Source organism: Marinobacter caseinilyticus (assembly GCF_011074955.1).
GTDB classification, from domain to species: Bacteria; Pseudomonadota; Gammaproteobacteria; order Pseudomonadales; family Oleiphilaceae; genus Marinobacter; species Marinobacter caseinilyticus.
Window position 1 is genome coordinate 1 of sequence record NZ_WUQJ01000019.1, and the last position, 20,180, is coordinate 20,180.

Annotated in this window: 32 protein-coding genes; 31 read left to right on the forward strand and 1 reads right to left on the reverse strand. The window is 52.9% G+C overall.

Features of this window, described 5'->3' with window-relative positions; genetic code table 11:
* The 29 genes from tuf to rplQ form a co-directional block, all read left to right on the forward strand.
* Positions 1 to 1,196, forward strand: a 1,196-nt coding sequence (tuf, locus tag GRX64_RS08535) for an elongation factor Tu (RefSeq protein WP_235937586.1), incomplete at its 5' end; no start/stop codon positions are given.
* A gap of 186 nt (positions 1,197 to 1,382) precedes the next feature.
* On the forward strand, positions 1,383 to 1,694 hold the full coding sequence (gene rpsJ, locus GRX64_RS08540; protein WP_041341420.1) for a 30S ribosomal protein S10: 312 nt from the start codon (positions 1,383 to 1,385) through the stop codon (positions 1,692 to 1,694).
* Between the two features lie 76 nt (positions 1,695 to 1,770).
* The gene (gene rplC, locus GRX64_RS08545; RefSeq protein WP_166266095.1) at positions 1,771 to 2,409 is read left to right on the forward strand and encodes a 50S ribosomal protein L3; all 639 of its coding nucleotides are present in this window, start codon (positions 1,771 to 1,773) and stop codon (positions 2,407 to 2,409) included.
* A gap of 11 nt (positions 2,410 to 2,420) precedes the next feature.
* Positions 2,421 to 3,026: a 50S ribosomal protein L4 gene (gene rplD / locus GRX64_RS08550; protein WP_166266099.1), complete on the forward strand. Its 606-nt coding sequence runs from the start codon at positions 2,421 to 2,423 to the stop codon at positions 3,024 to 3,026.
* The gene (rplW, locus tag GRX64_RS08555) at positions 3,023 to 3,316 is read left to right on the forward strand and encodes a 50S ribosomal protein L23 (RefSeq protein ID WP_166266102.1); all 294 of its coding nucleotides are present in this window, start codon (positions 3,023 to 3,025) and stop codon (positions 3,314 to 3,316) included. Before rplD ends, rplW begins: the two co-directional genes overlap by 4 nt.
* 17 nt (positions 3,317 to 3,333) lie before the next feature.
* Entirely contained in the window at positions 3,334 to 4,161 is an 828-nt protein-coding gene (rplB, locus tag GRX64_RS08560) for a 50S ribosomal protein L2 (protein WP_166266105.1), read from the forward strand.
* 23 nt (positions 4,162 to 4,184) lie between these two features.
* Positions 4,185 to 4,460 (forward strand): 30S ribosomal protein S19, encoded by a 276-nt coding sequence (gene rpsS, locus GRX64_RS08565; RefSeq protein WP_166266108.1) that lies wholly within the window; start codon positions 4,185 to 4,187, stop codon positions 4,458 to 4,460.
* Between the two features lie 17 nt (positions 4,461 to 4,477).
* Positions 4,478 to 4,810 (forward strand): 50S ribosomal protein L22, encoded by a 333-nt coding sequence (rplV, locus tag GRX64_RS08570; RefSeq protein WP_166266111.1) that lies wholly within the window; start codon positions 4,478 to 4,480, stop codon positions 4,808 to 4,810.
* Between the two features lie 11 nt (positions 4,811 to 4,821).
* Complete coding sequence (gene rpsC / locus GRX64_RS08575; protein WP_166266114.1) at positions 4,822 to 5,505, forward strand: 30S ribosomal protein S3; 684 nt, start codon at positions 4,822 to 4,824, stop codon at positions 5,503 to 5,505.
* 12 nt (positions 5,506 to 5,517) lie between these two features.
* Positions 5,518 to 5,931, forward strand: coding sequence for a 50S ribosomal protein L16 (gene rplP, locus GRX64_RS08580; RefSeq protein ID WP_166266117.1), 414 nt, complete (start codon positions 5,518 to 5,520; stop codon positions 5,929 to 5,931).
* Positions 5,931 to 6,122, forward strand: coding sequence for a 50S ribosomal protein L29 (rpmC, locus tag GRX64_RS08585; RefSeq protein WP_166266120.1), 192 nt, complete (start codon positions 5,931 to 5,933; stop codon positions 6,120 to 6,122). Before rplP ends, rpmC begins: the two co-directional genes overlap by 1 nt.
* A gap of 1 nt (position 6,123) precedes the next feature.
* Positions 6,124 to 6,390 (forward strand): 30S ribosomal protein S17, encoded by a 267-nt coding sequence (gene rpsQ / locus GRX64_RS08590; protein WP_166266123.1) that lies wholly within the window; start codon positions 6,124 to 6,126, stop codon positions 6,388 to 6,390.
* A 58-nt stretch (positions 6,391 to 6,448) separates the two neighbouring features.
* Complete coding sequence (rplN, locus tag GRX64_RS08595; RefSeq protein WP_134032462.1) at positions 6,449 to 6,817, forward strand: 50S ribosomal protein L14; 369 nt, start codon at positions 6,449 to 6,451, stop codon at positions 6,815 to 6,817.
* A 16-nt stretch (positions 6,818 to 6,833) separates the two neighbouring features.
* Positions 6,834 to 7,154, forward strand: a complete 321-nt coding sequence (gene rplX, locus GRX64_RS08600; protein WP_166266126.1) for a 50S ribosomal protein L24 — start codon at positions 6,834 to 6,836, stop codon at positions 7,152 to 7,154.
* Between the two features lie 24 nt (positions 7,155 to 7,178).
* Positions 7,179 to 7,709: a 50S ribosomal protein L5 gene (rplE, locus tag GRX64_RS08605; RefSeq protein WP_427901652.1), complete on the forward strand. Its 531-nt coding sequence runs from the start codon at positions 7,179 to 7,181 to the stop codon at positions 7,707 to 7,709.
* Between the two features lie 12 nt (positions 7,710 to 7,721).
* Positions 7,722 to 8,027: a 30S ribosomal protein S14 gene (gene rpsN / locus GRX64_RS08610; RefSeq protein WP_166266132.1), complete on the forward strand. Its 306-nt coding sequence runs from the start codon at positions 7,722 to 7,724 to the stop codon at positions 8,025 to 8,027.
* 80 nt (positions 8,028 to 8,107) lie between these two features.
* Entirely contained in the window at positions 8,108 to 8,500 is a 393-nt protein-coding gene (rpsH, locus tag GRX64_RS08615; protein WP_166266135.1) for a 30S ribosomal protein S8, read from the forward strand.
* A 9-nt stretch (positions 8,501 to 8,509) separates the two neighbouring features.
* Positions 8,510 to 9,043, forward strand: a complete 534-nt coding sequence (gene rplF, locus GRX64_RS08620; RefSeq protein ID WP_166266138.1) for a 50S ribosomal protein L6 — start codon at positions 8,510 to 8,512, stop codon at positions 9,041 to 9,043.
* Between the two features lie 9 nt (positions 9,044 to 9,052).
* On the forward strand, positions 9,053 to 9,400 hold the full coding sequence (rplR, locus tag GRX64_RS08625) for a 50S ribosomal protein L18 (RefSeq protein WP_166266141.1): 348 nt from the start codon (positions 9,053 to 9,055) through the stop codon (positions 9,398 to 9,400).
* A 12-nt stretch (positions 9,401 to 9,412) separates the two neighbouring features.
* The gene (gene rpsE, locus GRX64_RS08630) at positions 9,413 to 9,913 is read left to right on the forward strand and encodes a 30S ribosomal protein S5 (protein WP_166266144.1); all 501 of its coding nucleotides are present in this window, start codon (positions 9,413 to 9,415) and stop codon (positions 9,911 to 9,913) included.
* A 4-nt stretch (positions 9,914 to 9,917) separates the two neighbouring features.
* Positions 9,918 to 10,106 carry a 50S ribosomal protein L30 gene (rpmD, locus tag GRX64_RS08635; RefSeq protein WP_166266147.1) on the forward strand — a complete coding sequence of 63 codons (189 nt, stop codon included), beginning with the start codon at positions 9,918 to 9,920 and terminating at the stop codon, positions 10,104 to 10,106.
* Between the two features lies 1 nt (position 10,107).
* Entirely contained in the window at positions 10,108 to 10,542 is a 435-nt protein-coding gene (gene rplO / locus GRX64_RS08640) for a 50S ribosomal protein L15 (RefSeq protein WP_166266150.1), read from the forward strand.
* A gap of 17 nt (positions 10,543 to 10,559) precedes the next feature.
* On the forward strand, positions 10,560 to 11,879 hold the full coding sequence (gene secY / locus GRX64_RS08645) for a preprotein translocase subunit SecY (RefSeq protein WP_166266153.1): 1,320 nt from the start codon (positions 10,560 to 10,562) through the stop codon (positions 11,877 to 11,879).
* A gap of 30 nt (positions 11,880 to 11,909) precedes the next feature.
* A complete protein-coding gene (rpmJ, locus tag GRX64_RS08650) occupies positions 11,910 to 12,023 on the forward strand; it encodes a 50S ribosomal protein L36 (protein WP_008174902.1) in 114 nt (37 codons plus the stop codon).
* A 140-nt stretch (positions 12,024 to 12,163) separates the two neighbouring features.
* Positions 12,164 to 12,520 carry a 30S ribosomal protein S13 gene (gene rpsM / locus GRX64_RS08655; protein ID WP_166258789.1) on the forward strand — a complete coding sequence of 119 codons (357 nt, stop codon included), beginning with the start codon at positions 12,164 to 12,166 and terminating at the stop codon, positions 12,518 to 12,520.
* A 13-nt stretch (positions 12,521 to 12,533) separates the two neighbouring features.
* A complete protein-coding gene (gene rpsK, locus GRX64_RS08660; RefSeq protein ID WP_004580767.1) occupies positions 12,534 to 12,923 on the forward strand; it encodes a 30S ribosomal protein S11 in 390 nt (129 codons plus the stop codon).
* 18 nt (positions 12,924 to 12,941) lie between these two features.
* On the forward strand, positions 12,942 to 13,562 hold the full coding sequence (gene rpsD / locus GRX64_RS08665) for a 30S ribosomal protein S4 (RefSeq protein WP_166266156.1): 621 nt from the start codon (positions 12,942 to 12,944) through the stop codon (positions 13,560 to 13,562).
* Positions 13,563 to 13,596: 34 nt separating this feature from the next.
* Complete coding sequence (locus tag GRX64_RS08670; RefSeq protein ID WP_166266159.1) at positions 13,597 to 14,601, forward strand: DNA-directed RNA polymerase subunit alpha; 1,005 nt, start codon at positions 13,597 to 13,599, stop codon at positions 14,599 to 14,601.
* A gap of 37 nt (positions 14,602 to 14,638) precedes the next feature.
* Positions 14,639 to 15,034: a 50S ribosomal protein L17 gene (rplQ, locus tag GRX64_RS08675; RefSeq protein WP_166266162.1), complete on the forward strand. Its 396-nt coding sequence runs from the start codon at positions 14,639 to 14,641 to the stop codon at positions 15,032 to 15,034.
* Positions 15,035 to 15,100: 66 nt separating this feature from the next.
* On the opposite strand, the gene uvrA is transcribed toward rplQ, so the two are convergent.
* The gene (gene uvrA / locus GRX64_RS08680) at positions 15,101 to 17,923 is read right to left on the reverse strand and encodes an excinuclease ABC subunit UvrA (RefSeq protein ID WP_166266165.1); all 2,823 of its coding nucleotides are present in this window, start codon (positions 17,921 to 17,923) and stop codon (positions 15,101 to 15,103) included.
* Between the two features lie 147 nt (positions 17,924 to 18,070).
* Here uvrA and GRX64_RS08685 point away from each other — a divergent pair, with 147 nt between their 5' ends.
* Both GRX64_RS08685 and ssb read left to right on the forward strand, forming a co-directional pair.
* Positions 18,071 to 19,441 carry an MFS transporter gene (locus tag GRX64_RS08685; RefSeq protein WP_166266168.1) on the forward strand — a complete coding sequence of 457 codons (1,371 nt, stop codon included), beginning with the start codon at positions 18,071 to 18,073 and terminating at the stop codon, positions 19,439 to 19,441.
* A gap of 59 nt (positions 19,442 to 19,500) precedes the next feature.
* Positions 19,501 to 20,058, forward strand: a complete 558-nt coding sequence (gene ssb, locus GRX64_RS08690; protein WP_166266171.1) for a single-stranded DNA-binding protein — start codon at positions 19,501 to 19,503, stop codon at positions 20,056 to 20,058.
* Positions 20,059 to 20,180: the final 122 nt, after the last annotated feature.

Sequence of the window (20,180 nt, forward strand, 5' to 3'; positions counted from 1 at the left end):
TGTCTAAATCAAAGTTTGAACGTAAAAAGCCGCACCTGAACGTGGGCACGATTGGTCACGTTGACCATGGTAAGACGACTCTGACCGCAGCGCTGACGCGCGTGTGTCATGAAGTATGGGGCTCAGGTGAGCTGCGCGCATTCGATCAGATCGATAACGCACCGGAAGAGAAGGCGCGTGGTATCACCATCGCGACCTCCCACGTTGAGTACGACTCCCCAACGCGTCACTACGCACACGTTGACTGCCCAGGCCACGCCGATTATGTGAAGAACATGATCACCGGTGCGGCTCAGATGGACGGTGCTATTCTGGTGTGTTCCGCCGCTGACGGCCCGATGCCGCAGACCCGTGAGCACATCCTGCTGTCTCGTCAGGTTGGCGTGCCTTTCATCGTTGTGTTCCTGAACAAGGCGGACATGGTCGATGACGAAGAGCTGCTTGAGCTGGTCGAGATGGAAGTTCGTGATCTGCTGAGCCAGTACGACTTCCCGGGCGACGACACTCCGATCATTACCGGTTCGGCGCTGATGGCGTTGGAAGGTAAGGATGACAACGAAATGGGCACCACGGCTGTTAAGAAGCTGGTAGAGGCCCTGGACGATTACATCCCTGAGCCTGAGCGTGCGATCGATCAGCCGTTCCTAATGCCGATTGAGGATGTGTTCTCGATCTCTGGCCGTGGTACCGTTGTGACCGGTCGTGTAGAGCGCGGTATTGTCAAGGTTGGTGACGAAGTGGAAATCGTTGGTATCAAAGATACCGTGAAGACCACCTGCACCGGTGTTGAGATGTTCCGTAAGCTGCTTGACGAAGGTCGTGCGGGCGAGAACGTTGGTGTACTGTTGCGTGGTACCAAGCGTGACGACGTTGAGCGTGGTCAGGTTCTGTGCAAGCCAGGCAGCATCAAGCCGCATACGCGTTTTGAGTCAGAAATTTATGTACTGAGCAAAGAGGAAGGCGGTCGTCATACGCCGTTCTTCAAAGGATACCGTCCCCAGTTCTATTTCCGGACCACCGATGTGACCGGGTCATGTGAACTGCCGGAAGGTGTAGAGATGGTCATGCCTGGCGACAACGTTAAGTTGGACGTCACCCTGATTGCACCGATTGCAATGGAAGAAGGTCTGCGCTTCGCGATTCGCGAAGGTGGCCGTACCGTTGGTGCCGGGGTTGTTGCAAAGATCGTCGAGTAAGACTCGCTCGGTTCATTGCAGGAGAGGGGGCTGCAGCTTGCAGCCCCTTTTTCTATCCGGAGTTGTGTTGCCCTGTAGTGTCTAGCGAGATAACCACGCTTGACACTGTTGGGCATTCTGCATACAATGCGGCTCCTTTTTTTAAGGTCGGCTAAAGTAGCTGCTACGAGTGGAGTTTGGTGCAACATGCAAAGCCAAAAGATCAGAATTCGGTTGAAGGCGTTTGATTATCGCCTGATCGATCAGTCAACGCAGGAGATCGTCGATACAGCTAAACGTACCGGCGCTCAGGTGCGTGGACCTATCCCTCTGCCGACGCGGAAGGAGAAGTACACCATCCTGGTTTCTCCGCACGTCAACAAAGACGCGCGCGACCAGTATGAGATTCGTACACACAAGCGTTTGCTCGACATTGTTGAGCCAACGGAAAAGACAGTTGATGCTTTAATGAAGCTTGATCTCGCAGCGGGTGTAGACGTTCAGATCAGCCTCGGCTAACGCTCAAGCGTTGGCTAGTGTAACTGTGTCATAAGGCCATAGAGGGTGAGAGCCCCGTACACTTAAGAGGTGAAACATGGCAATTGGAATTGTCGGTCGCAAGGCCGGTATGACCCGTATATTTACGGAAGACGGGCAAGCTTTGCCCGTAACGGTAATTGAGGTTGATGGCAACCGAATTACCCAGTTAAAGACCCTCGAAAGCGATGGCTATCGTGCAGTTCAGGTAACTGTTGGTAAGCGTCGTTCCTCACGTGTCTCCAAGAGCGCGGCAGGCCACTTTGCTAAGGCGGGTGTCGAAGCCGGTCGTGGTCTGTGGGAGTTTCGTTTAGCGGATGGCGAAGGCGAAGATTTGATCGCTGGCGGCGAAATCGCGGCGACAGTCTTTGAAGACGGACAGATGGTTGATGCGACTGGCCAGTCCAAGGGTAAGGGCTTCCAGGGTGGCGTCAAGCGCTGGAACTTTGCCATGCAGGATGCCACTCACGGTAACTCTCTGTCTCACCGCGCACCGGGTTCTATTGGTCAAAACCAAACCCCGGGCCGTGTATTCAAAGGCAAAAAGATGGCGGGCCAGATGGGTAATGCTCAGGTTACTGTGCAGAACCTTAAAGTCGTCCGTGTCGACGCTGAGCGCAATTTGCTGCTGATCAGTGGTGCCGTGCCAGGTGCTACAGGTAGCGACGTTGTCATCAAGCCAGCAGTTAAAGCCTGAGGAGCGGTGCGATGGAATTGACAATTACAGGTAGTGGCAAGGATGTTTCAGTCTCCGATGCCACGTTCGCCAAAGATTTTAATGAGGCACTGGTACACCAGGTGGTCACTGCTTACATGGCAGGCGGTCGTCAGGGAACCCGTGCTCAAAAAACACGCTCGGAAGTTCGTGGCGGTGGCAAAAAGCCGTGGCGTCAGAAGGGCACAGGTCGTGCCCGGGCTGGCACCATCCGCAGCCCGCTGTGGCGTTCCGGTGGTGTTACCTTTGCTGCAAAGCCTCAGAACTTTGAGCAAAAAGTAAACCGCAAGATGTACCGGGCTGCAATGTGCTCGATCTTTTCCGAGCTGGTTCGTCAGGAGCGTTTGGTCGTGGTCGACGATATTACTGTCGAAACTCCCAAGACCAAGGCCTTCAACGCAAAGCTGAAGGATCTGGGGGTTACTAACGCCCTTATCCTTGCCGAGAATGTTGAGCTGAACCTTCATTTGGCGTCGCGTAATGTGCCTCATGTTGACGTGCGCGATGTGGCAGGTCTTGATCCGGTTAGCCTGGTGGCCTTTGAGAAGGTTGTTGTGACCGTTCCGGCTCTTAAGAAAATCGAGGAGATGCTGGGATGAATCAGGAACGTATCTATAAGGTTCTGTTGGGACCGCACGTGTCAGAGAAAACCTCAATGGCGTCCGAGCGTGGGCAAGTCGTGTTTCGCGTTGCGCCCGACGCGACAAAGCCTGAGGTTAAGAAAGCCGTTGAGCAGCTGTTCAACGTTACTGTCGAAGGTGTTCAGATCATGAACCGTAAGGGCAAGCTCAAGCGTACTGCCCGCGGATTCGGTAAGCGTAATGACATTCGTAAGGCTTATGTGAAGCTTGCGGAAGGTCAGGACATCGATTTTCTGGATGTGGAATAAGGTAAAGGGGTCGTAATATGCCGATCGTCAAAACCAAGCCAACATCTCCTGGCCGCCGTCACGTTGTAAAGCTCTACAACCCTGACCTGCACAAAGGCAGCCCTTACGAGCCGTTGGTCGAGACGTTAAGTAAATCGGGTGGACGCAACCATTTTGGTCGCATCACCACTCGTCACATCGGTGGTGGTCACAAACGCCATTACCGTGTCATTGACTTTAAGCGGACCAAAGATGGTATCCCGGCAATCATTGAGCGCCTGGAATATGATCCAAACCGCACTGCGCACATCGCGCTCCTGAAGTACGCCGATGGCGAGCGCCGTTATATTATCGCTCCCAAAGGTGTGCAGCTTGGAGACCCTGTGCGCTCCGGCATCGACGCGCCGATTAAAGTAGGAAGCACGTTGCCGATCCGGAACATTCCGGTTGGTTCTGTGATTCACTGCGTCGAACTCAAGCCTGGTAAAGGCGCCCAGTTGGCCCGTAGTGCGGGTGCATCCGTACAGCTGGTCGCTCGTGAAGGTGCGTATGCAACTATCCGCCTTCGGTCAGGTGAAATGCGAAAGGTGCTCGTAGACTGTCGCGCAACGTTGGGCGAAGTGTCCAACAGTGAGCACAGTCTTGAGCAGCTTGGTAAAGCGGGTGCATCACGTTGGCGTGGCAAGCGTCCAACAGTGCGTGGTGTTGCTATGAACCCAGTTGACCACCCACATGGTGGTGGTGAAGGGCGTACCTCTGGTGGGCGTCACCCTGTAACTCCTTGGGGTGTTCCAACCAAAGGGCATAAGACTCGTAAGAACAAACGTACTGATAAAATGATAGTACGTCGTCGTTCGGCCAAGTAAACGACTACATAGAGGTAATTGCTGTGCCACGTTCTTTGAAGAAAGGTCCTTTTATAGACCTGCATCTGTTGAAGAAGGTCGAGGCAGCTCTGGAAACGAACGACAAGCGACCAATTAAAACCTGGTCGCGTCGCTCGACAGTGTTTCCGGAGATGGTAGGCCTGACCATTGCAGTCCACAACGGTAAGCAACACGTGCCCGTTCATGTCACTGAAGACATGGTTGGTCACAAGCTGGGTGAGTTCGCTTCGACGCGAACCTACCGCGGCCATGCTGCCGACAAGAAAGCTAAACGCTGATCACGAGGGGAATAGAAATGGAAGTAGCGGCTAAGTATAAGGGCGCTCGCCTCTCTGCTCAGAAAGCGCGGCTTGTCGCAGACCAGGTTCGCGGCAAGGCTGTTGAGGACGCCCTGAACATTCTGACTTTCAGCCCAAAAAAGGCAGCGGTGATTATCAAGAAAGCACTTGAATCCGCCATTGCCAATGCTGAGCACAACGAAGGTCTGGACGTTGACGAGTTGCGGGTTGCCACGATTTGTGTGGATGAAGGTCCGACGCTCAAGCGTATCAAGGCGAGAGCCAAGGGGCGCGCTGACCGGATTTTCAAGCGCACCTGTCATATAACCGTCAAGGTCGCCGACAAGTAGGAGATGCTCAGATGGGTCATAAAGTAAATCCGACCGGTATGCGGCTGGGTGTGATTAAAGAGCACAACTCAGTCTGGTATGCCGAGAAAAAGGAATACGCGAATAACCTCCTGAACGATATTGAGGTTCGCACGTTCCTGGACAAGCGTCTGGTAAAGGCGTCTGTCAGCAAGATTGTGATCGAGCGCCCTGCTCAGAACGCCCGTATCACGATCCATACAGCCCGCCCCGGTATCGTTATTGGGAAGAAGGGTGAAGATGTTGACCGTCTGCGTCGCGAAGTAAGCGACATGATGGGTGTGCCTGTGCACATCAACATCGAAGAGGTCCGCAAACCGGATCTGGATGCTCGCCTGGTTGCGCAAAACGTAGCCGGTCAGCTGGAGCGCCGTGTGATGTTCCGTCGTGCTATGAAGCGCGCGGTACAGAATGCAATGCGTCAAGGCGCGAAGGGTATCAAGATTCAGGTCGGTGGCCGTCTTGGGGGTGCTGAAATCGCACGTTCCGAGTGGTATCGCGAAGGTCGTGTTCCGCTGCACACATTACGTGCAGATATTGATTACGCAACCTATGAAGCGCATACCACCTACGGTGTGATCGGCGTAAAGGTATGGATCTTCAAGGGTGAGATTCTTGGTGGTATGGAGCAAGTCCGTGCTGACAAGAATGCCTCTCGCAAGAAAGGTTCTAAGTAAAGGGGCACTCGTATGCTGCAGCCAAAACGCACCAAATTTCGCAAGGTAATGAAAGGCCGTAACACCGGTCTGGCGCACCGCGCTAACAAGGTGAGCTTCGGTGAATACGGATTGAAAGCGACGACTCGTGGACGTATAACTGCACGCCAGATTGAGGCGGCACGTCGTACCATGACTCGTAAGATTAAGCGGGGCGGTAAGATCTGGATTCGGGTCTTCCCGGATAAGCCGATTACCGGTAAGCCGCTTGAAGTACGAATGGGTAAAGGTAAAGGTTCTGTCGAGTACTGGGTTGCTGAAATTCAGCCAGGCCGGATGTTGTACGAGATGGAAGGCGTTCCTGAGGAAGTCGCGCGTGAAGCCTTCACGCTGGCCGCTGCGAAGCTGCCTGTGATGACAACCTTCGTTACGAGGACGGTGATGTGATGAAAGCAACAGAGCTGCGTGAGAAGTCAGTCGAAGAGCTGAATAAAGAACTGGTCGATCTCCTGAAGGAGCAGTTCAACCTTCGCATGCGTAAAGCGACAAGTCAGCTGAATCAGTCCCACCTCGTCGGTAAGGTGCGGCGCGACATCGCTCGTGTGAAAACGGTTTTGAATGAAAAGGCAGGAAAGTGACATGACCGAAGCTACCCAAACTGCCAGAACCCTGAGCGGCAAGGTCGTGAGCAACAAGATGGAGAAATCCATTGTGGTTCTGGTAGAGCGCCAGGTTAAGCATCCCCTATATGGGAAGTACCTTAAGCGTTCAACCAAGATTCACGCTCACGACGAGAACAATCAGTGCAATATCGGTGACATCGTTACAATCCAGGAAACCCGGCCGGTCTCTAAGACCAAGAGTTGGGCTCTGGTAGATGTAGTCGAACACGCATCGAAGGTGTAACTCGCCCGGACGGTGAGTCTTGTCGTAATGACAAAGTGGTTTCTGCTGGAGAATAACCATGATTCAGACTCAAACAATGCTTGAAGTCGCGGACAACAGTGGTGCACGTCGCGTTATGTGCATCAAGGTCCTGGGCGGTTCACATCGGCGTTACGCCAGCGTTGGGGATGTAATAAAGGTAACCGTTAAGGAAGCCATACCCCGCGGGAAAGTGAAAAAAGGCCAGGTCCTGAAAGCTGTTGTTGTGCGCACCCGTAAGGGCGTTCGCCGCCCGGACGGTTCGTTGATTCGCTTCGACGGTAATGCGGCTGTACTTCTGAACAACCAGGACGCGCCGATCGGTACCCGTATTTTCGGGCCTGTGACACGTGAACTGCGTAATGAAAAGTTCATGAAGATTATTTCGCTGGCACCCGAAGTACTGTAAGGACTAGAGGCCGGTTATGAAAAAGATTAAACGAGATGACGAAGTAATCGTCACTACGGGGAAAGATAAGGGCAAACGTGGTAAAGTCTTGAAAGTTCAGGACGACGGCCGAATGGTTGTTTCTGGTATCAACATGATCAAGAAGCACACCAAGCCGAACCCGATGCTTGGCACCCCAGGTGGCATCGTCGAGAAAGAAGCACCTATCCAGGCTTCAAACGTGGCTATTTTTAATCCGCAGACCGGCAAAGCCGATCGTGTTGGCTTCCTGACTAAGGAAGACGGCGCGAAGTCTCGGATATTTAAGTCCACGAATGAAGTCGTCGATAACCAGTAAGCGGTGGTGGTTACGATGCTTAACATGAAAGAGCAGTATAAACAGGAAGTGGTACCCGCCCTGCAGAAAGAGTTCGGCTACAAGAACGTTATGCAGGTGCCTCGTATCGAAAAAATCACCCTTAATATGGGTGTTGGTGAAGCGGTAGGTGACAAGAAGCTGATCGAAAACGCAGTCGCTGATCTTGAGCGTCTGGCGGGTCAGAAAGCTGTTGTTACCAAAGCTAAAAAATCGGTTGCGGGTTTTAAGATCCGTGAAGGTTGGCCGATCGGTTGTAAGGTCACGCTGCGCGGCGAGCGTATGTGGGATTTCTTTGACCGTCTGGTACACATCGCGATTCCGCGTGTTCGTGACTTTCGTGGTCTGAACCCGAAATCCTTTGATGGCCGCGGCAATTACAGCATGGGTGTGCGTGAGCAAATTATCTTTCCTGAAATCGAGTACGACAAAGTCGACAAGATTCGCGGTATGGATATTACCATTACGACGTCTGCTGGTTCCGATGATGAAGGCCGTGAATTGTTGAAAGCCTTTGGCTTTCCGTTCAAGAAATAAGGAACGAATGTAATGGCTAAGGTTTCCATGAAAAACCGTGAGCTGAAGCGCGAGCAAACTGTTGCGAAATATGCAACAAAGCGTGCGGAGCTCAAGGCAATTATTAAAAACCCGAATTCCAGCGATGATGACCGTTGGGACGCACAGGTCGGGCTACAAAAGCTCCCCCGTGATGCAAGTCCTTCGCGTCTTCGTAATCGTTGCCAGATAACGGGTCGCCCCCATGGCGTGTTACGCAAATTCAAGCTGTCACGTATTAAGTTACGTGAAGCAGGTATGCGTGGTGACGTCCCGGGTCTGACCAAAGCAAGCTGGTAACGTTGGCACCATAATGGTGCCCGTTGGTAAGCGGTGCGGCGCGCCGCTGCACAACTAAAAAGATCAGGAGACTCATACCAATGAGTATGCAAGATACGCTTGCGGATATGTTTACGCGTATACGCAACGCACAGATGGCACAGAAAGCCGATGTGGCTATGCCGTCTTCAAAAATGAAAATCTCCGTGGCTCAAGTCCTTAAGGATGAAGGTTACGTGCAAGACTTTTCCGTTTCAGCTGATGCCAAACCCGAGCTGACCATTACCCTCAGGTATTTCGAGGGCAAGCCGGTTATCGAGGAAATTAAGCGGGTCAGCCGTCCGAGTCTGCGTCGTTATAAAGGCGCTGGGGAATTGCCGAAAGTAGCCGGTGGTTTGGGTGTCGCGATTGTCTCAACGTCCAAGGGCGTTATGACAGACCGCGCTGCACGTGTTGCAGGCGTGGGTGGCGAAGTCATCTGCACCGTATTCTAGGAGAATCACATGTCCAGGGTTGCCAATAATCCTGTCGTGCTGCCTTCCGGTGTTGAGGTAAAGCTAAACGGACAGGAAATTAATGTGAAGGGCTCCAAGGGAGCGCTTCAAATCACCGTGCACCACATCGTTGAAGTAAAGCAGGAAGAAAACACTCTTCGCTTTGCCGCTCGTGATGGTGCGAAACAGTCCCGCGCTCTTGCAGGTACCACCCGTGCCCTGATCAATAATATGGTCACAGGTGTTACTGCTGGGTTTGAGCGTAAGCTCCAGCTTGTGGGTGTAGGTTACCGTGCTCAGGCGCAAGGTAAGAAGCTTAATCTGACACTGGGTTTTTCGCACCCGGTCGAGTACGAGCTGCCCGAGGGGATCACCGCAGAAACTCCGACACAAACGGAAGTTGTTATTCGCGGGATCGATAAGCAACAGGTTGGCCAGGTCGCTGCTGATATTCGTGCGTTCCGTCCGCCCGAGCCCTACAAAGGCAAAGGTGTTCGTTATGCGGATGAGCAGGTCAGACGTAAAGAAGCCAAGAAGAAATAAGGCGGGACTATGAGCGCGAATAACGAAAGATTGCGTCGCGCACGTAAAGTGCGCATCAAGATCCGTGAGCTGGGCGCAAATCGTCTGTGTGTACATCGTACACCGCGACATATGTACGCTCAGGTTACAACCGCTGATGGCAGCAAAGTGCTGGCCTCAGCCTCCACGTTGGACAAAGAGCTGCGCCAGGGCGCGACTGGTAACGTGGATGCCGCGAAAAAAGTCGGTCAGCTGATTGCTGAGCGGGCGAAGGCGGCAGGTGTCGAGCAGGTTGCATTTGACCGCTCGGGTTACCGTTATCATGGTCGTGTACAGGCGTTAGCCGATGCGGCCCGTGAAGCTGGCTTGCAATTCTAAGAGGTGGAGAAGATGAGCGTTAACGAACAGAAGGCGCCTGAGCTCCAGGAAAAGCTGGTTCAGGTTAACCGCGTAGCCAAAGTGGTCAAGGGCGGTCGTATTTTTGCCTTCACAGCGCTGACTGTGGTGGGTGATGGTAAAGGTCGTGTTGGCTTTGGCCGCGGCAAGGCACGCGAAGTGCCGGTTGCGATCCAGAAAGCAATGGAAGCAGCACGCAAGAACATGGTCGACGTCCCATTGGATGGCACCACTCTGCAATATCCGATCAAGGCTAACCATGGTGCCTCTAAGGTATACATGCAGCCAGCGTCGGAAGGTACTGGTATCATCGCCGGCGGTGCGATGCGTGCGGTGCTTGAAGTTGCAGGCGTTCAGAACGTACTGTCAAAGTGTTACGGCTCGACCAATCCGGTCAACGTAGTCCGTGCCACTATCAAGGGTCTCCAGGGCATGCATGCGCCTGAAGATATTGCAGCCAAGCGCGGCAAGACCGTGGAAGATATTCTGGGTTGAAGTCATGGCGAACGCAAAGACAATGAAAGTAACACTGACCCGCAGTCCGATTGGCTGTCAGCCTAACCACAAAAAATGTGTGAAGGGTTTGGGTCTTCGCAAAATTGGTCATACCGTAGAAGTGGAAGATACCCCTTCAGTTCGCGGTATGGTAAACCGGATCAATTACCTGGTTCGGGTGGAGGAGAGCTAAGATGCGTCTTAACGAACTTAGTCCGGAGCCCGGTTCACGTCCCGATGCCAAGCGCGTCGGTCGTGGTATCGGTAGTGGTTTTGGAAAAACCTGTGGTCGTGGTCACAAGGGTCTTAAGGCCCGCTCTGGTGGCAGTGTCGCGCCCGGTTTCGAGGGTGGCCAGCAGCCTTTGGCTCGTCGTTTGCCGAAATTTGGTTTTACGTCTCGCCAGGCCCGCTATGTTGTCGAAATTCGCTTGAACGAATTGGCGAAAGTCGACGGCGACGTAGTCGACCTTGAGGCATTGAAGAAAGCAGACATCATTCGCGACGAAATTCGCGTTGCTAAAGTGATTCTGTCTGGCGAGTTGGGTCGTCCAGTGACCGTTAAAGGTCTGAAAGTGACAAAAGGTGCACGTGAGGCAATTGCTGCCGCGGGCGGGAAAGTCGAAGACTAAGGCGAGTCGAGGACTAAATGGCCAAGACATCATCAATGCCTGCGGGCGCGGGAAAAGGACTGGCAGAGCTGCGATCGCGGCTCTGGTTTGTCTTCCTGGCACTTCTTGTGTACCGGATAGGTGCGCATATTCCAGTGCCGGGGATCAACCCGGATCGTCTGGCGGCGTTATTTGACCAGAATCAGGGGACAATCCTGAGTCTGTTCAATATGTTCTCAGGTGGTGCTCTGGAGCGGATGAGTATCTTCGCGCTGGGCATCATGCCCTACATCTCAGCGTCGATTATCATGCAGCTGATGACAGCGGTCAGTCCGACGTTGGAACAGCTCAAGAAAGAAGGCGAGTCAGGCCGTCGAAAGATCAGCCAGTACACGCGGTACGGTACGGTTGTTCTTGCGCTGGTTCAGGGTATGGGTATTTCCGTAGGCTTAGCGTCTCAAGGAGTTACCTTTAACGACAGCTTTAGCTTTCATTTTGTGGCAGTCGTCTCATTTGTCAGTGGTGCGGTGTTCATGATGTGGTTGGGTGAGCAGATCACCGAGCGGGGCGTCGGTAATGGAATATCGCTGTTGATCTTTGCGGGGATTGTTGCAGGTTTGCCCGGTGCTATCGGACAAACTCTGGTACAGGCCCGTAATGGCGAAATGAGCATGTTGCTGGTGTTGGGCATTGCTGTTTTAGCAATCGCTGTGGTCGGCTTCGTGGTGTTCATGGAGCGCGGTCAACGACGATTGACGATTAACTACGCCAAGCGTCAGCAAGGCCGTCAGGTATTCGCTCAGCAGTCGAGCCATTTGCCGTTAAAGGTTAATATGGCTGGGGTTATTCCTCCCATCTTTGCCTCTTCTATCCTGCTGTTTCCTGCATCGATCGGACAGTGGTTTGGTCAGAGTGAGGGTATGGAATGGCTAAGCGATATTTCTCAGGCCTTGGCTCCTGGGAGCCCTCTGTATGTGATACTGTTCGCCGCCGCGGTCGTGTTTTTCTGCTTTTTCTATACGGCGTTGATGTATAACCCAAAGGAAGTTGCAGATAATCTCAAGCGGTCTGGTGCGTTCATCCCGGGCATTCGCCCAGGTGAGCAAACCGCAAAATATATCGATGGTGTTCTAACGCGCCTGACTTTGTTTGGTGCCATGTATATTGCAGCGGTTTCCCTGTTCCCTCAGTTTCTGATGGTGTTCGGGAATGTGCCCTTCTACTTGGGCGGCACATCACTGCTGATTGTTGTAGTCGTGGTGATGGACTTTATGGCCCAGGTACAATCGCACCTGATGTCACATCAGTATGAATCGCTGATGAAAAAGTCCAATCTCAAGGGCTATAGTCGGAACTGAAACAGTTCCCCTTGAAAACTGGAGTCGACAATGAAAGTACGCGCTTCGGTAAAGAAAATTTGCCGTAACTGCAAAGTAATTCGTCGCAATGGCTCAGTAAGAGTCATTTGCTCGGAGCCTCGCCACAAGCAGCGTCAAGGTTAATTGCCCAAAAAGGCATTACCGGATTCGCAAGGGGTACGAAGTTTTAGCGCTTGATCTTTAATAGATCAAGCGTTATTATTTCGCGCCCTTTTTGTGGCGGAAAATTCACACAGCAAAGCTTTGAACGCGGAGTAATTTGGATGGCACGTATAGCCGGTGTCAATATACCCGATCACAAACATGCTGTTGTCTCACTGACTTATATTTTCGGAGTTGGAAAGACGGCAGCCCAAAAGCTTTGCGATGCAACCGGCGTTAAGCCGGACGTCAAGGTCAAAGACCTGTCCGACGAGCAGCTTGAGTCACTTCGTACCGAAGTGGGCAAGTTGAGCGTTGAAGGCGATCTGCGTCGTGAAGTTCAGATGAACATTAAGCGTTTGAAGGATCTCGGTTGCTTCCGTGGTCTGCGCCACCGTCATGGACTTCCCGTCCGTGGCCAGCGCACAAAGACCAACGCTCGCACCCGTAAAGGTCCTCGCAAACCTATTCGCAAGTAACAGGTAGGCAATCATGGCAAAGCCAGGTACACGTACCCGTAAAAAGGTGAAAAAGACGGTTGTTGATGGCGTAGCGCACATCCACGCTTCCTTCAACAACACGATCGTGACCATTTCTGACCGTCAGGGCAATGTATTGTCCTGGGCCACCTCTGGTGGTTCTGGTTTCCGTGGGTCACGCAAAAGTACACCTTTTGCTGCGCAGGTAGCAGCTGAAAGAGCCGGTAATGCGGCTGCTGAATACGGCCTTAAAAACCTGGATGTAGAGGTTAAGGGTCCTGGGCCCGGACGTGAATCCGCTGTACGCGCACTGAATGGATGTGGGTACAAGATCACAAACATCACCGATGTGACACCGATTCCACACAACGGTTGTCGTCCGCCCAAGAAGCGCCGCGTTTAACACAGGAGACAGTGAAATATGGCTCGTTATATAGGCCCAAAATGTAAGCTGTCTCGTCGTGAAGGGACAGATCTTTTTCTGAAGAGCGGAGTACGTGCTCTCGACTCGAAGTGCAACATTGAAACCCCTCCGGGGCAACATGGTGCACGGCGCAGTCGTCTGTCCGAATATGGCGTGCAGCTTCGTGAAAAACAGAAAGTTCGTCGTATTTACGGCGTGCTTGAAAAGCAATTCCGGAATTACTATGCCGAGGCCGCCCGTATTAAAGGCGCAACAGGTGAAAACCTGCTTCAGTTACTTGAAGGTCGTCTCGACAACGTAGTGTATCGCATGGGTTTTGGTTCGACCCGTGCAGAGTCCCGTCAGCTTGTGTCTCACAAGGCAATCCTGATTAACGATAAGGTGGTTAACATCGCTTCTTATCAGGTTAAGCCAGGAGACGTTGTGAGTGTTCGTGAAAAAGCAAAGAATCAGCTCCGAGTTAAAGGTGCCCTGGATCTTTCTGCTAATCGCGCGCCGGTAAGCTGGGTAGAGGTCGACGCCAACAAGATGTCCGGCGTTTACAAGGCAACTCCGGAACGTACGGAATTGCCGTCCGACATCAACGAGAACCTCATCGTCGAGCTTTACTCCAAGTAAAGCCCAGTTAGCAACGAGACAGATAGGGGCGTCTATGCAGCGTTCAGTACATGAGTTATTGACACCTCGTACCATTGACGTGAAGGAATCAAGCGGCACCCGCGCCAAGGTGACACTGGAGCCTCTTGAAAGAGGTTTCGGGCACACTTTGGGCAGCGCGTTGCGCCGCATACTTTTGTCCTCAATGCCGGGTTGTGCCGTTACTGAAGCACAGATTGATGGCGTGCTCCACGAGTACAGTGCCATTGAAGGTGTCCAAGAGGACGTCATTGAGATTCTTCTGAATCTGAAAGGCGTTGCGGTGAAAATGGGCAGCCGGGATGAGGCTGAAGTATCCATCAGCAAGAAGGGACCTGGTGTTGTTACAGCCGGGGACATCAAGCTGGATCACGATGTTGAGATTACTAACCCAGAGCATGTCATTTGCAACCTGAGTGCAAATGGTGAATTGAACATGCGCCTGAAGGTTGCTCGAGGCCGTGGTTATGAGGCTGCTGACCAGCGGGGTCTTGATGAAGATGAGACTCGCGCGATTGGGCGCCTGCAGCTGGATGCTACGTTTAGTCCAGTACGTCGTGTGTCTTACGCGGTTGAAAGTGCCCGTGTAGAACAACGTACAGACCTGGACAAGCTGGTTATCGATCTGGAGACGAATGGTACGATTGATCCTGAAGAAGCGATCCGTCGAGCCGCGACGATTCTCCAGCAGCAGTTGGCCGTATTTGTTGACTTCGATCACGAGAAAGAGCCCGAGCGTGTAGAGGAAGAGGAAGAAATTGATCCGATTCTGTTGCGCCCGGTTGATGATCTTGAGTTGACAGTGCGTTCAGCGAACTGCCTGAAAGCTGAAAATATTTACTACATCGGCGATCTAATTCAGCGGACCGAAGTCGAGCTGCTGAAGACGCCTAACCTGGGTAAAAAGTCGCTTACAGAAATCAAGGACGTACTGGCCTCACGCGGTCTGTCCCTGGGTATGCGTCTGGATAACTGGCCACCGGCAAGCCTTCGTGGCGACGACCGGGTTCTGGGCGGTTAATCGCCGAATTGGTAGTTTAAGGTAAGGAATCAGAGCAATGCGTCATCGTAAGAGTGGTCGTAAGTTCAACAGGACCAGTGCGCATCGCAAGGCCATGTTCCGTAACATGACTGCGTCACTGGTTGAACACGAGCTGATCAAAACGACGCTCCCGAAAGCGAAAGAACTTCGCCGGGTAGCTGAGCCATTGATTACGCTTTCTAAGAATGATTCGGTCGCGAACCGTCGTCTGGCGTTTTCACGCCTGCGTGACGACGCTGCGGTTGCCAAACTCTTTAGTGAGTTGGGTCCTCGCTTTGTTGAGCGTCCGGGTGGATATCTCCGTATCCTGAAGTGTGGTTTCCGTGCTGGTGACAATGCGCCCATGGCGTACGTTGAAGTAATCGGTCGCCCGGTGGATGTGGAAGCAGAAGAGATGGACGACGACGAATAAGTCGTTTGATCCATAAAAAAACCGAGGGTGAGAGCCCTCGGTTTTTTTTGTGCGTGTTTTTAAAAGTTAAAGTGCGAGCAGTTGTTTTAAATAGTGGCCGGTGTGGGAGGCGCCATTTTTGGCGACAGTTTCAGGGGTGCCTTCGGCGATGATCATTCCGCCACCGGACCCGCCCTCCGGACCGAGATCGACAATCCAGTCTGCGGTTTTTATCACGTCCAGGTTGTGCTCGATGACAATGATGGTATTGCCATGGTCCCGCAGCCGCTGCAAAACGTTGAGTAGCTGTTGAATATCGTAGAAATGGAGCCCGGTTGTCGGCTCGTCAAGTATGTAGAGCGTCTTGCCGGTATCACGTTTTGACAGTTCCTTGGCCAACTTGACGCGCTGCGCCTCGCCTCCGGACAACGTTACGGCGCTTTGGCCAAGGCGGATATAGGACAGGCCAACGTCCATCAGGGTTTGAAGTTTGCGGGCCAAAAACGGTACCGGATCAAAGAACTCACGCCCCTCCTCGACGGTCATATCTAGTACCTCGTGGATATTCTTGCCTTTGTAGCGTACCTCGAGGGTTTCTCGATTATACCGTTTGCTTTTGCAGACATCGCAAGGGACGTAGATGTCGGCCAGGAAATGCATTTCGACTTTAATAACGCCATCGCCTTGGCAGGCTTCGCAGCGTCCGCCCTTAACGTTGAAGCTGAAGCGGCCGGGTTTATAACCCCGGGAACGCGCCTCTTGTGTGCCGGCAAACAGCTCTCTAATGGGAGTGAAGAGCCCAGTGTAGGTCGCGGGATTGGATCGCGGAGTTCGTCCTATGGGGCTTTGATCAATATCAATGACTTTATCCAGGTGCTCCAGACCCTCGAGCTTTTCAAAAGGGCCGTGATTGAGCGTGGAGGCTTTATTCAGTTTTGTTGCCGCCACAGGGTAGAGGGTAGTGTTGATCAGTGTTGACTTGCCTGAGCCGGAGACGCCAGTGACACACGTCATGGCGCCCAGCGGAATACTGAGGTTGACGTTCTGCAAATTATTCCCGGTGGCGCCGGACAGGCTTAGATATAGGCCATTGCCGGCGAATCGCTCTTTCGGTATTGCGATCGCTCGGGTGCCATTAAGGTATTGGCCTGTCATCGAGTCCGGATTGGCAATGATATCCTCGGGCGTACCTTGGGCAATAATTTCGCCGCCATGGACACCGGCACCGGGGCCAATATCGATAACATGATCGGCTGCTCGGATCGCATCTTCGTCATGTTCCACCACGATAACCGTATTGCCCATGTCCCGGAGGTGAGTCAACGTTGTCAGGAGTCTGTCATTGTCTCTCTGGTGCAGCCCGATGGAAGGTTCGTCCAGTATGTACATGACCCCGACAAGGCCCGCGCCAATTTGGCTGGCTAAACGTATACGTTGTGCTTCGCCGCCCGATAAGGTGTCAGCACTGCGCTCAAGCGTCAGGTACTGCAGTCCGACATTTACCAGGAACTGCAGTCGCTGACGAACCTCCTTCATGATTTTTTCGGCGATCTCACCGCGGCTGCCAGGTAACGACAGTTGTTCGAAATAGGTGTGCGCCTCGCCAACCGGTAATGTAGTGAGTTCGGGCAACGTCCGCTCGGCGATGAACACATTGCGTGCACTGCGCCGCAATCTTGAGCCCAGGCAGCTTTGGCAAGGTTGCTGGCTCAAGTGGCGTGCAAGTTCTTCCCGAATGCTTTGGGAGTCAGTTTCTCGATAACGGCGTTCAAGATTGGGAAGAATGCCTTCGAATGGGTGAGCCCGTTCCATCACCTGGCCGCGTGAGTTCACGTAGCGAAAGGTGATGTTTTCACTGCCCGAGCCCTGAAGAATGGTTTCCCGGAAATCGTCCGGCAGGTCGGTAAAGGGTGTGTCCATGTCAACGCCATAATAGTCGGCAACACTGGACAGTAACTGAAAATAATAAACAGAGCGCCGATCCCAGCCCTTGATGGCACCTTCAGCCAAAGTCGCCTCTGGGTGTTGAATAATCTTGTCGGGGTCAAAAAACTGTTTCACACCCAGGCCGTCACACGTCGGGCAAGCGCCAGCCGGATTGTTGAAAGAGAATAATCGGGGCTCCAGTTCGCTGAGTGAGTAACCACATTGAGTACAGGCAAAGCGAGCCGAAAACGCGAGATCTTCGCCATCTCCGTCCAATGGCGATACCAGGGCGATACCTTCGGCTAATTCAAGTGCAGTTTCAAAACTTTCTGCCAGACGTTGCTCCAGGCCAGGCTTGACCTTGAAGCGATCCACGACCACATCAATTTGATGCTTGCGCTTTTTGTCGAGGGCCGGGATATCGTCGATATCGTAGACTTGACCGTCCACCCGCAGGCGGATGAAACCCTGGCTGCGCATGGTCTCGACCACCTGGAGGTGTTCGCCTTTGCGGTCGCGAATAACGGGCGCCAGAATCATGAGCCGGCTGTCTTCTGGCAACGCCAATACTTGATCGACCATCTGGCTTACGGTCTGTGCTTCCAGCGCTTGACCGTGATCCGGGCAGCGGGGTTCACCTGCCCGGGCAAACAGTAGGCGCAAATAGTCGTAAATTTCGGTGATGGTGCCAACGGTTGAGCGAGGGTTGTGAGACGTCGATTTCTGCTCAATGGAGATGGCTGGAGACAAGCCCTCGATGTGATCGACGTCGGGCTTTTCCATCATCGACAAAAATTGACGTGCGTATGTGGAGAGTGATTCGACGTACCGACGCTGGCCTTCAGCGTAGAGTGTGTCAAATGCCAAAGATGACTTGCCGGAACCTGATAGCCCGGTAATAACAATGAGCTTGTCCCGAGGTATATCCAGGTCGAAGTTTTTAAGGTTGTGGGTGCGAGCACCCTTGATCTGGATACGGTCCATAGTTCTCCCCGATAGAAAAGCGATCAGTATACCGCCTTCGGCATACTGCGGCGAAATGTAAACGCCTTACAATGCATCTGGTACAATGCGCAACCCACGTTAGCCCGTTCGCTGTTTTAGATTGACTTGAGGACCCCGCGCTACCCCATGAATGTATTCGAAAAGCGCTCAGTCGCAGCACTTGCCTCCGTCTATGCCATGCGAATGCTCGGCCTGTTCATGATTCTGCCGGTATTTGTACTGCTTGGCGGCGACCTCGATGGCGCAACCCCCGCATTGATCGGACTCGCCATCGGCGGCTACGGGCTCAGTCAGGCACTACTGCAAATTCCTTTCGGTATGCTGTCTGACCGCTTTGGCCGTAAGCGCATGATCTATATTGGTCTGATTTTGTTTGCTGTGGGCAGTATGACGGCCGCCGCAGCCGACTCTATATACGGTGTAATTCTGGGACGGATTCTTCAGGGCTCGGGCGCTATTGCCAGCGTGTTGATGGCTTTGCTGAGCGACCTGACACGGGAGGAACAGCGTACCAAGGCTATGGCGACGGTTGGAGTCTCCATTGGCTTGGCGTTTTCGTTATCGCTGGTGGTGGGACCTTTGCTAGGTGATCTTGTGGGTTTGGCCGGCATTTTTTATGTCACCGCAGCGTTGGCACTGGTGGCTATGTTCATCGTCCATAAATTGGTACCGCAACCCCTGCAGCCATCTCAAAGCCATGATTCACAGCCGGTGTTGGCAATGTTGGGGCAAGTGCTCCGCGACACCCGTCTGTTGCGGTTGGACTTTGGCATCTTTGCTTTGCATCTTGTGTTAACGGCGACTTTTTTGGTGGTTCCAAGTCTGTTGGAAAATGAGCTCGGTCTTGAGGCCAAGTCACATTGGTGGTTTTATCTGACTGTGATGGTGACATCGTTCTTTGCCATGGTTCCTTTTATCATTATTGGTGAAAAGAAGCGGCGAATGAAATTGGTATTAAGTGGTGCGGTCGCGCTATTAATAGCTGCGGTGGTTGGGCTTTCTTTGGTATCCGGCAGGCTAGAGTGGGCTTGGTTAGCGCTGTTTTTCTTTTTTATGGCTTTCAATCTCCTTGAAGCCAGTTTGCCGTCATTGATCAGCAAAGAGTCTCCTGCAGGCAGTAAGGGGACCGCGATGGGAGTCTACTCAACCGCACAATTTACCGGAGCGTTCCTGGGCGGCAGTCTGGGCGGCATTTTGCTTGGAACAGTGGGCGTCGACGGCGTGCTTGCCTTAATGGTGGCCGTCCTATGTTGCTGGCTGGTTGTTGCTTTGACTATGGCACCACCGAGCCACGCTGCAAGTTTCGTGGTACAGTTGCGAGACGCTGCGCTTACCAATATTGTCGAGGTTGATCGACTGTTGCGAAGCCTTCCCGGTGTGGAGGACGTGGTGGTGTTTGAAGGAGCCGATACCGCTTATTTAAAGGTGGATCGCCAATATTTTGATGAAGGCTGCCTGGCTGAGTTTTCCTTTGTTCAGCCAACAATGTCTTCGTGATTTCTGACCGCCAGCAAGGGACCGCGGGTGACTAAAAGAGACTGAACTAGGAGCGAATCATGGCGCGAGGCGTAAACAAAGTTATTCTGATTGGTAATCTGGGCCAAGACCCAGAAACCCGTTATACCCCTAACGGCAATGCCGTGGTTAATCTAAACCTGGCGACGGACGAGAGCTATAAGGATCGGCAGACAGGGCAACTGGTACCCAAAACCGAATGGCACCGTATTGTCATGTTTGGCAAGATCGCCGAAATTGCAGGTCAATACCTTCGGAAAGGCTCAAAAGTCTATATTGAAGGCAAGCTTCAGACCCGTAAATGGCAGGGGCAAGACGGTCAAGACCGTTACACAACAGAAGTTGTGGTTGATATCAACGGCCAGATGCAGATGTTGGACAGCCGCGGTGCTGACGGCGGCAATGCCGGCCAAGGAGCGCCAGCTGGACGGCCCCAGCAGGCCGCCAACACCAGCTCATCTTCGTCACAAGGCGCCCCGCAATCCCAGGGTGGGGGTTACAGCCAGCCGCCATCTCAGGGTCAAAATCCAAACCAGGGCCAGAGTCAGGGCAGCATGCCCGAGCCCGTCGATGATTTTGATGATGATATTCCGTTTTGATTGCGTACTGAGCAATTGCCGTTAGGTGTTTGTGATGATTTAGCACTCCGCTGCCAAGCTTTGGCCCGGAGTGTTGTTGTGTTTGGGCCCCCAATTGGCATCCCGCTGCTGACTTTGAACAT

What these genes read in the sequence shown, in the direction of transcription:
- rpsJ (WP_041341420.1), top strand. Translation starts at nt 1,383, where the DNA reads ATGCAAAGCCAAAAGATCAGAATTCGGTTGAAGGCGTTTGATTATCGC.
- rplC (WP_166266095.1), top strand. Translation starts at nt 1,771, where the DNA reads ATGGCAATTGGAATTGTCGGTCGCAAGGCCGGTATGACCCGTATATTT.
- rplD (WP_166266099.1), top strand. Translation starts at nt 2,421, where the DNA reads ATGGAATTGACAATTACAGGTAGTGGCAAGGATGTTTCAGTCTCCGAT.
- rplW (WP_166266102.1), top strand. Translation starts at nt 3,023, where the DNA reads ATGAATCAGGAACGTATCTATAAGGTTCTGTTGGGACCGCACGTGTCA.
- rplB (WP_166266105.1), top strand. Translation starts at nt 3,334, where the DNA reads ATGCCGATCGTCAAAACCAAGCCAACATCTCCTGGCCGCCGTCACGTT.
- rplV (WP_166266111.1), top strand. Translation starts at nt 4,478, where the DNA reads ATGGAAGTAGCGGCTAAGTATAAGGGCGCTCGCCTCTCTGCTCAGAAA.
- rpsC (WP_166266114.1), top strand. Translation starts at nt 4,822, where the DNA reads ATGGGTCATAAAGTAAATCCGACCGGTATGCGGCTGGGTGTGATTAAA.
- rplP (WP_166266117.1), top strand. Translation starts at nt 5,518, where the DNA reads ATGCTGCAGCCAAAACGCACCAAATTTCGCAAGGTAATGAAAGGCCGT.
- rpmC (WP_166266120.1), top strand. Translation starts at nt 5,931, where the DNA reads ATGAAAGCAACAGAGCTGCGTGAGAAGTCAGTCGAAGAGCTGAATAAA.
- rpsQ (WP_166266123.1), top strand. Translation starts at nt 6,124, where the DNA reads ATGACCGAAGCTACCCAAACTGCCAGAACCCTGAGCGGCAAGGTCGTG.
- rplN (WP_134032462.1), top strand. Translation starts at nt 6,449, where the DNA reads ATGATTCAGACTCAAACAATGCTTGAAGTCGCGGACAACAGTGGTGCA.
- rplX (WP_166266126.1), top strand. Translation starts at nt 6,834, where the DNA reads ATGAAAAAGATTAAACGAGATGACGAAGTAATCGTCACTACGGGGAAA.
- rplE (WP_427901652.1), top strand. Translation starts at nt 7,179, where the DNA reads ATGAAAGAGCAGTATAAACAGGAAGTGGTACCCGCCCTGCAGAAAGAG.
- rpsN (WP_166266132.1), top strand. Translation starts at nt 7,722, where the DNA reads ATGGCTAAGGTTTCCATGAAAAACCGTGAGCTGAAGCGCGAGCAAACT.
- rpsH (WP_166266135.1), top strand. Translation starts at nt 8,108, where the DNA reads ATGAGTATGCAAGATACGCTTGCGGATATGTTTACGCGTATACGCAAC.
- rplF (WP_166266138.1), top strand. Translation starts at nt 8,510, where the DNA reads ATGTCCAGGGTTGCCAATAATCCTGTCGTGCTGCCTTCCGGTGTTGAG.
- rplR (WP_166266141.1), top strand. Translation starts at nt 9,053, where the DNA reads ATGAGCGCGAATAACGAAAGATTGCGTCGCGCACGTAAAGTGCGCATC.
- rpsE (WP_166266144.1), top strand. Translation starts at nt 9,413, where the DNA reads ATGAGCGTTAACGAACAGAAGGCGCCTGAGCTCCAGGAAAAGCTGGTT.
- rpmD (WP_166266147.1), top strand. Translation starts at nt 9,918, where the DNA reads ATGGCGAACGCAAAGACAATGAAAGTAACACTGACCCGCAGTCCGATT.
- rplO (WP_166266150.1), top strand. Translation starts at nt 10,108, where the DNA reads ATGCGTCTTAACGAACTTAGTCCGGAGCCCGGTTCACGTCCCGATGCC.
- secY (WP_166266153.1), top strand. Translation starts at nt 10,560, where the DNA reads ATGGCCAAGACATCATCAATGCCTGCGGGCGCGGGAAAAGGACTGGCA.
- rpmJ (WP_008174902.1), top strand. Translation starts at nt 11,910, where the DNA reads ATGAAAGTACGCGCTTCGGTAAAGAAAATTTGCCGTAACTGCAAAGTA.
- rpsM (WP_166258789.1), top strand. Translation starts at nt 12,164, where the DNA reads ATGGCACGTATAGCCGGTGTCAATATACCCGATCACAAACATGCTGTT.
- rpsK (WP_004580767.1), top strand. Translation starts at nt 12,534, where the DNA reads ATGGCAAAGCCAGGTACACGTACCCGTAAAAAGGTGAAAAAGACGGTT.
- rpsD (WP_166266156.1), top strand. Translation starts at nt 12,942, where the DNA reads ATGGCTCGTTATATAGGCCCAAAATGTAAGCTGTCTCGTCGTGAAGGG.
- GRX64_RS08670 (WP_166266159.1), top strand. Translation starts at nt 13,597, where the DNA reads ATGCAGCGTTCAGTACATGAGTTATTGACACCTCGTACCATTGACGTG.
- rplQ (WP_166266162.1), top strand. Translation starts at nt 14,639, where the DNA reads ATGCGTCATCGTAAGAGTGGTCGTAAGTTCAACAGGACCAGTGCGCAT.
- uvrA (WP_166266165.1), bottom strand. Translation starts at nt 17,923, where the DNA reads ATGGACCGTATCCAGATCAAGGGTGCTCGCACCCACAACCTTAAAAAC.
- GRX64_RS08685 (WP_166266168.1), top strand. Translation starts at nt 18,071, where the DNA reads ATGAATGTATTCGAAAAGCGCTCAGTCGCAGCACTTGCCTCCGTCTAT.
- ssb (WP_166266171.1), top strand. Translation starts at nt 19,501, where the DNA reads ATGGCGCGAGGCGTAAACAAAGTTATTCTGATTGGTAATCTGGGCCAA.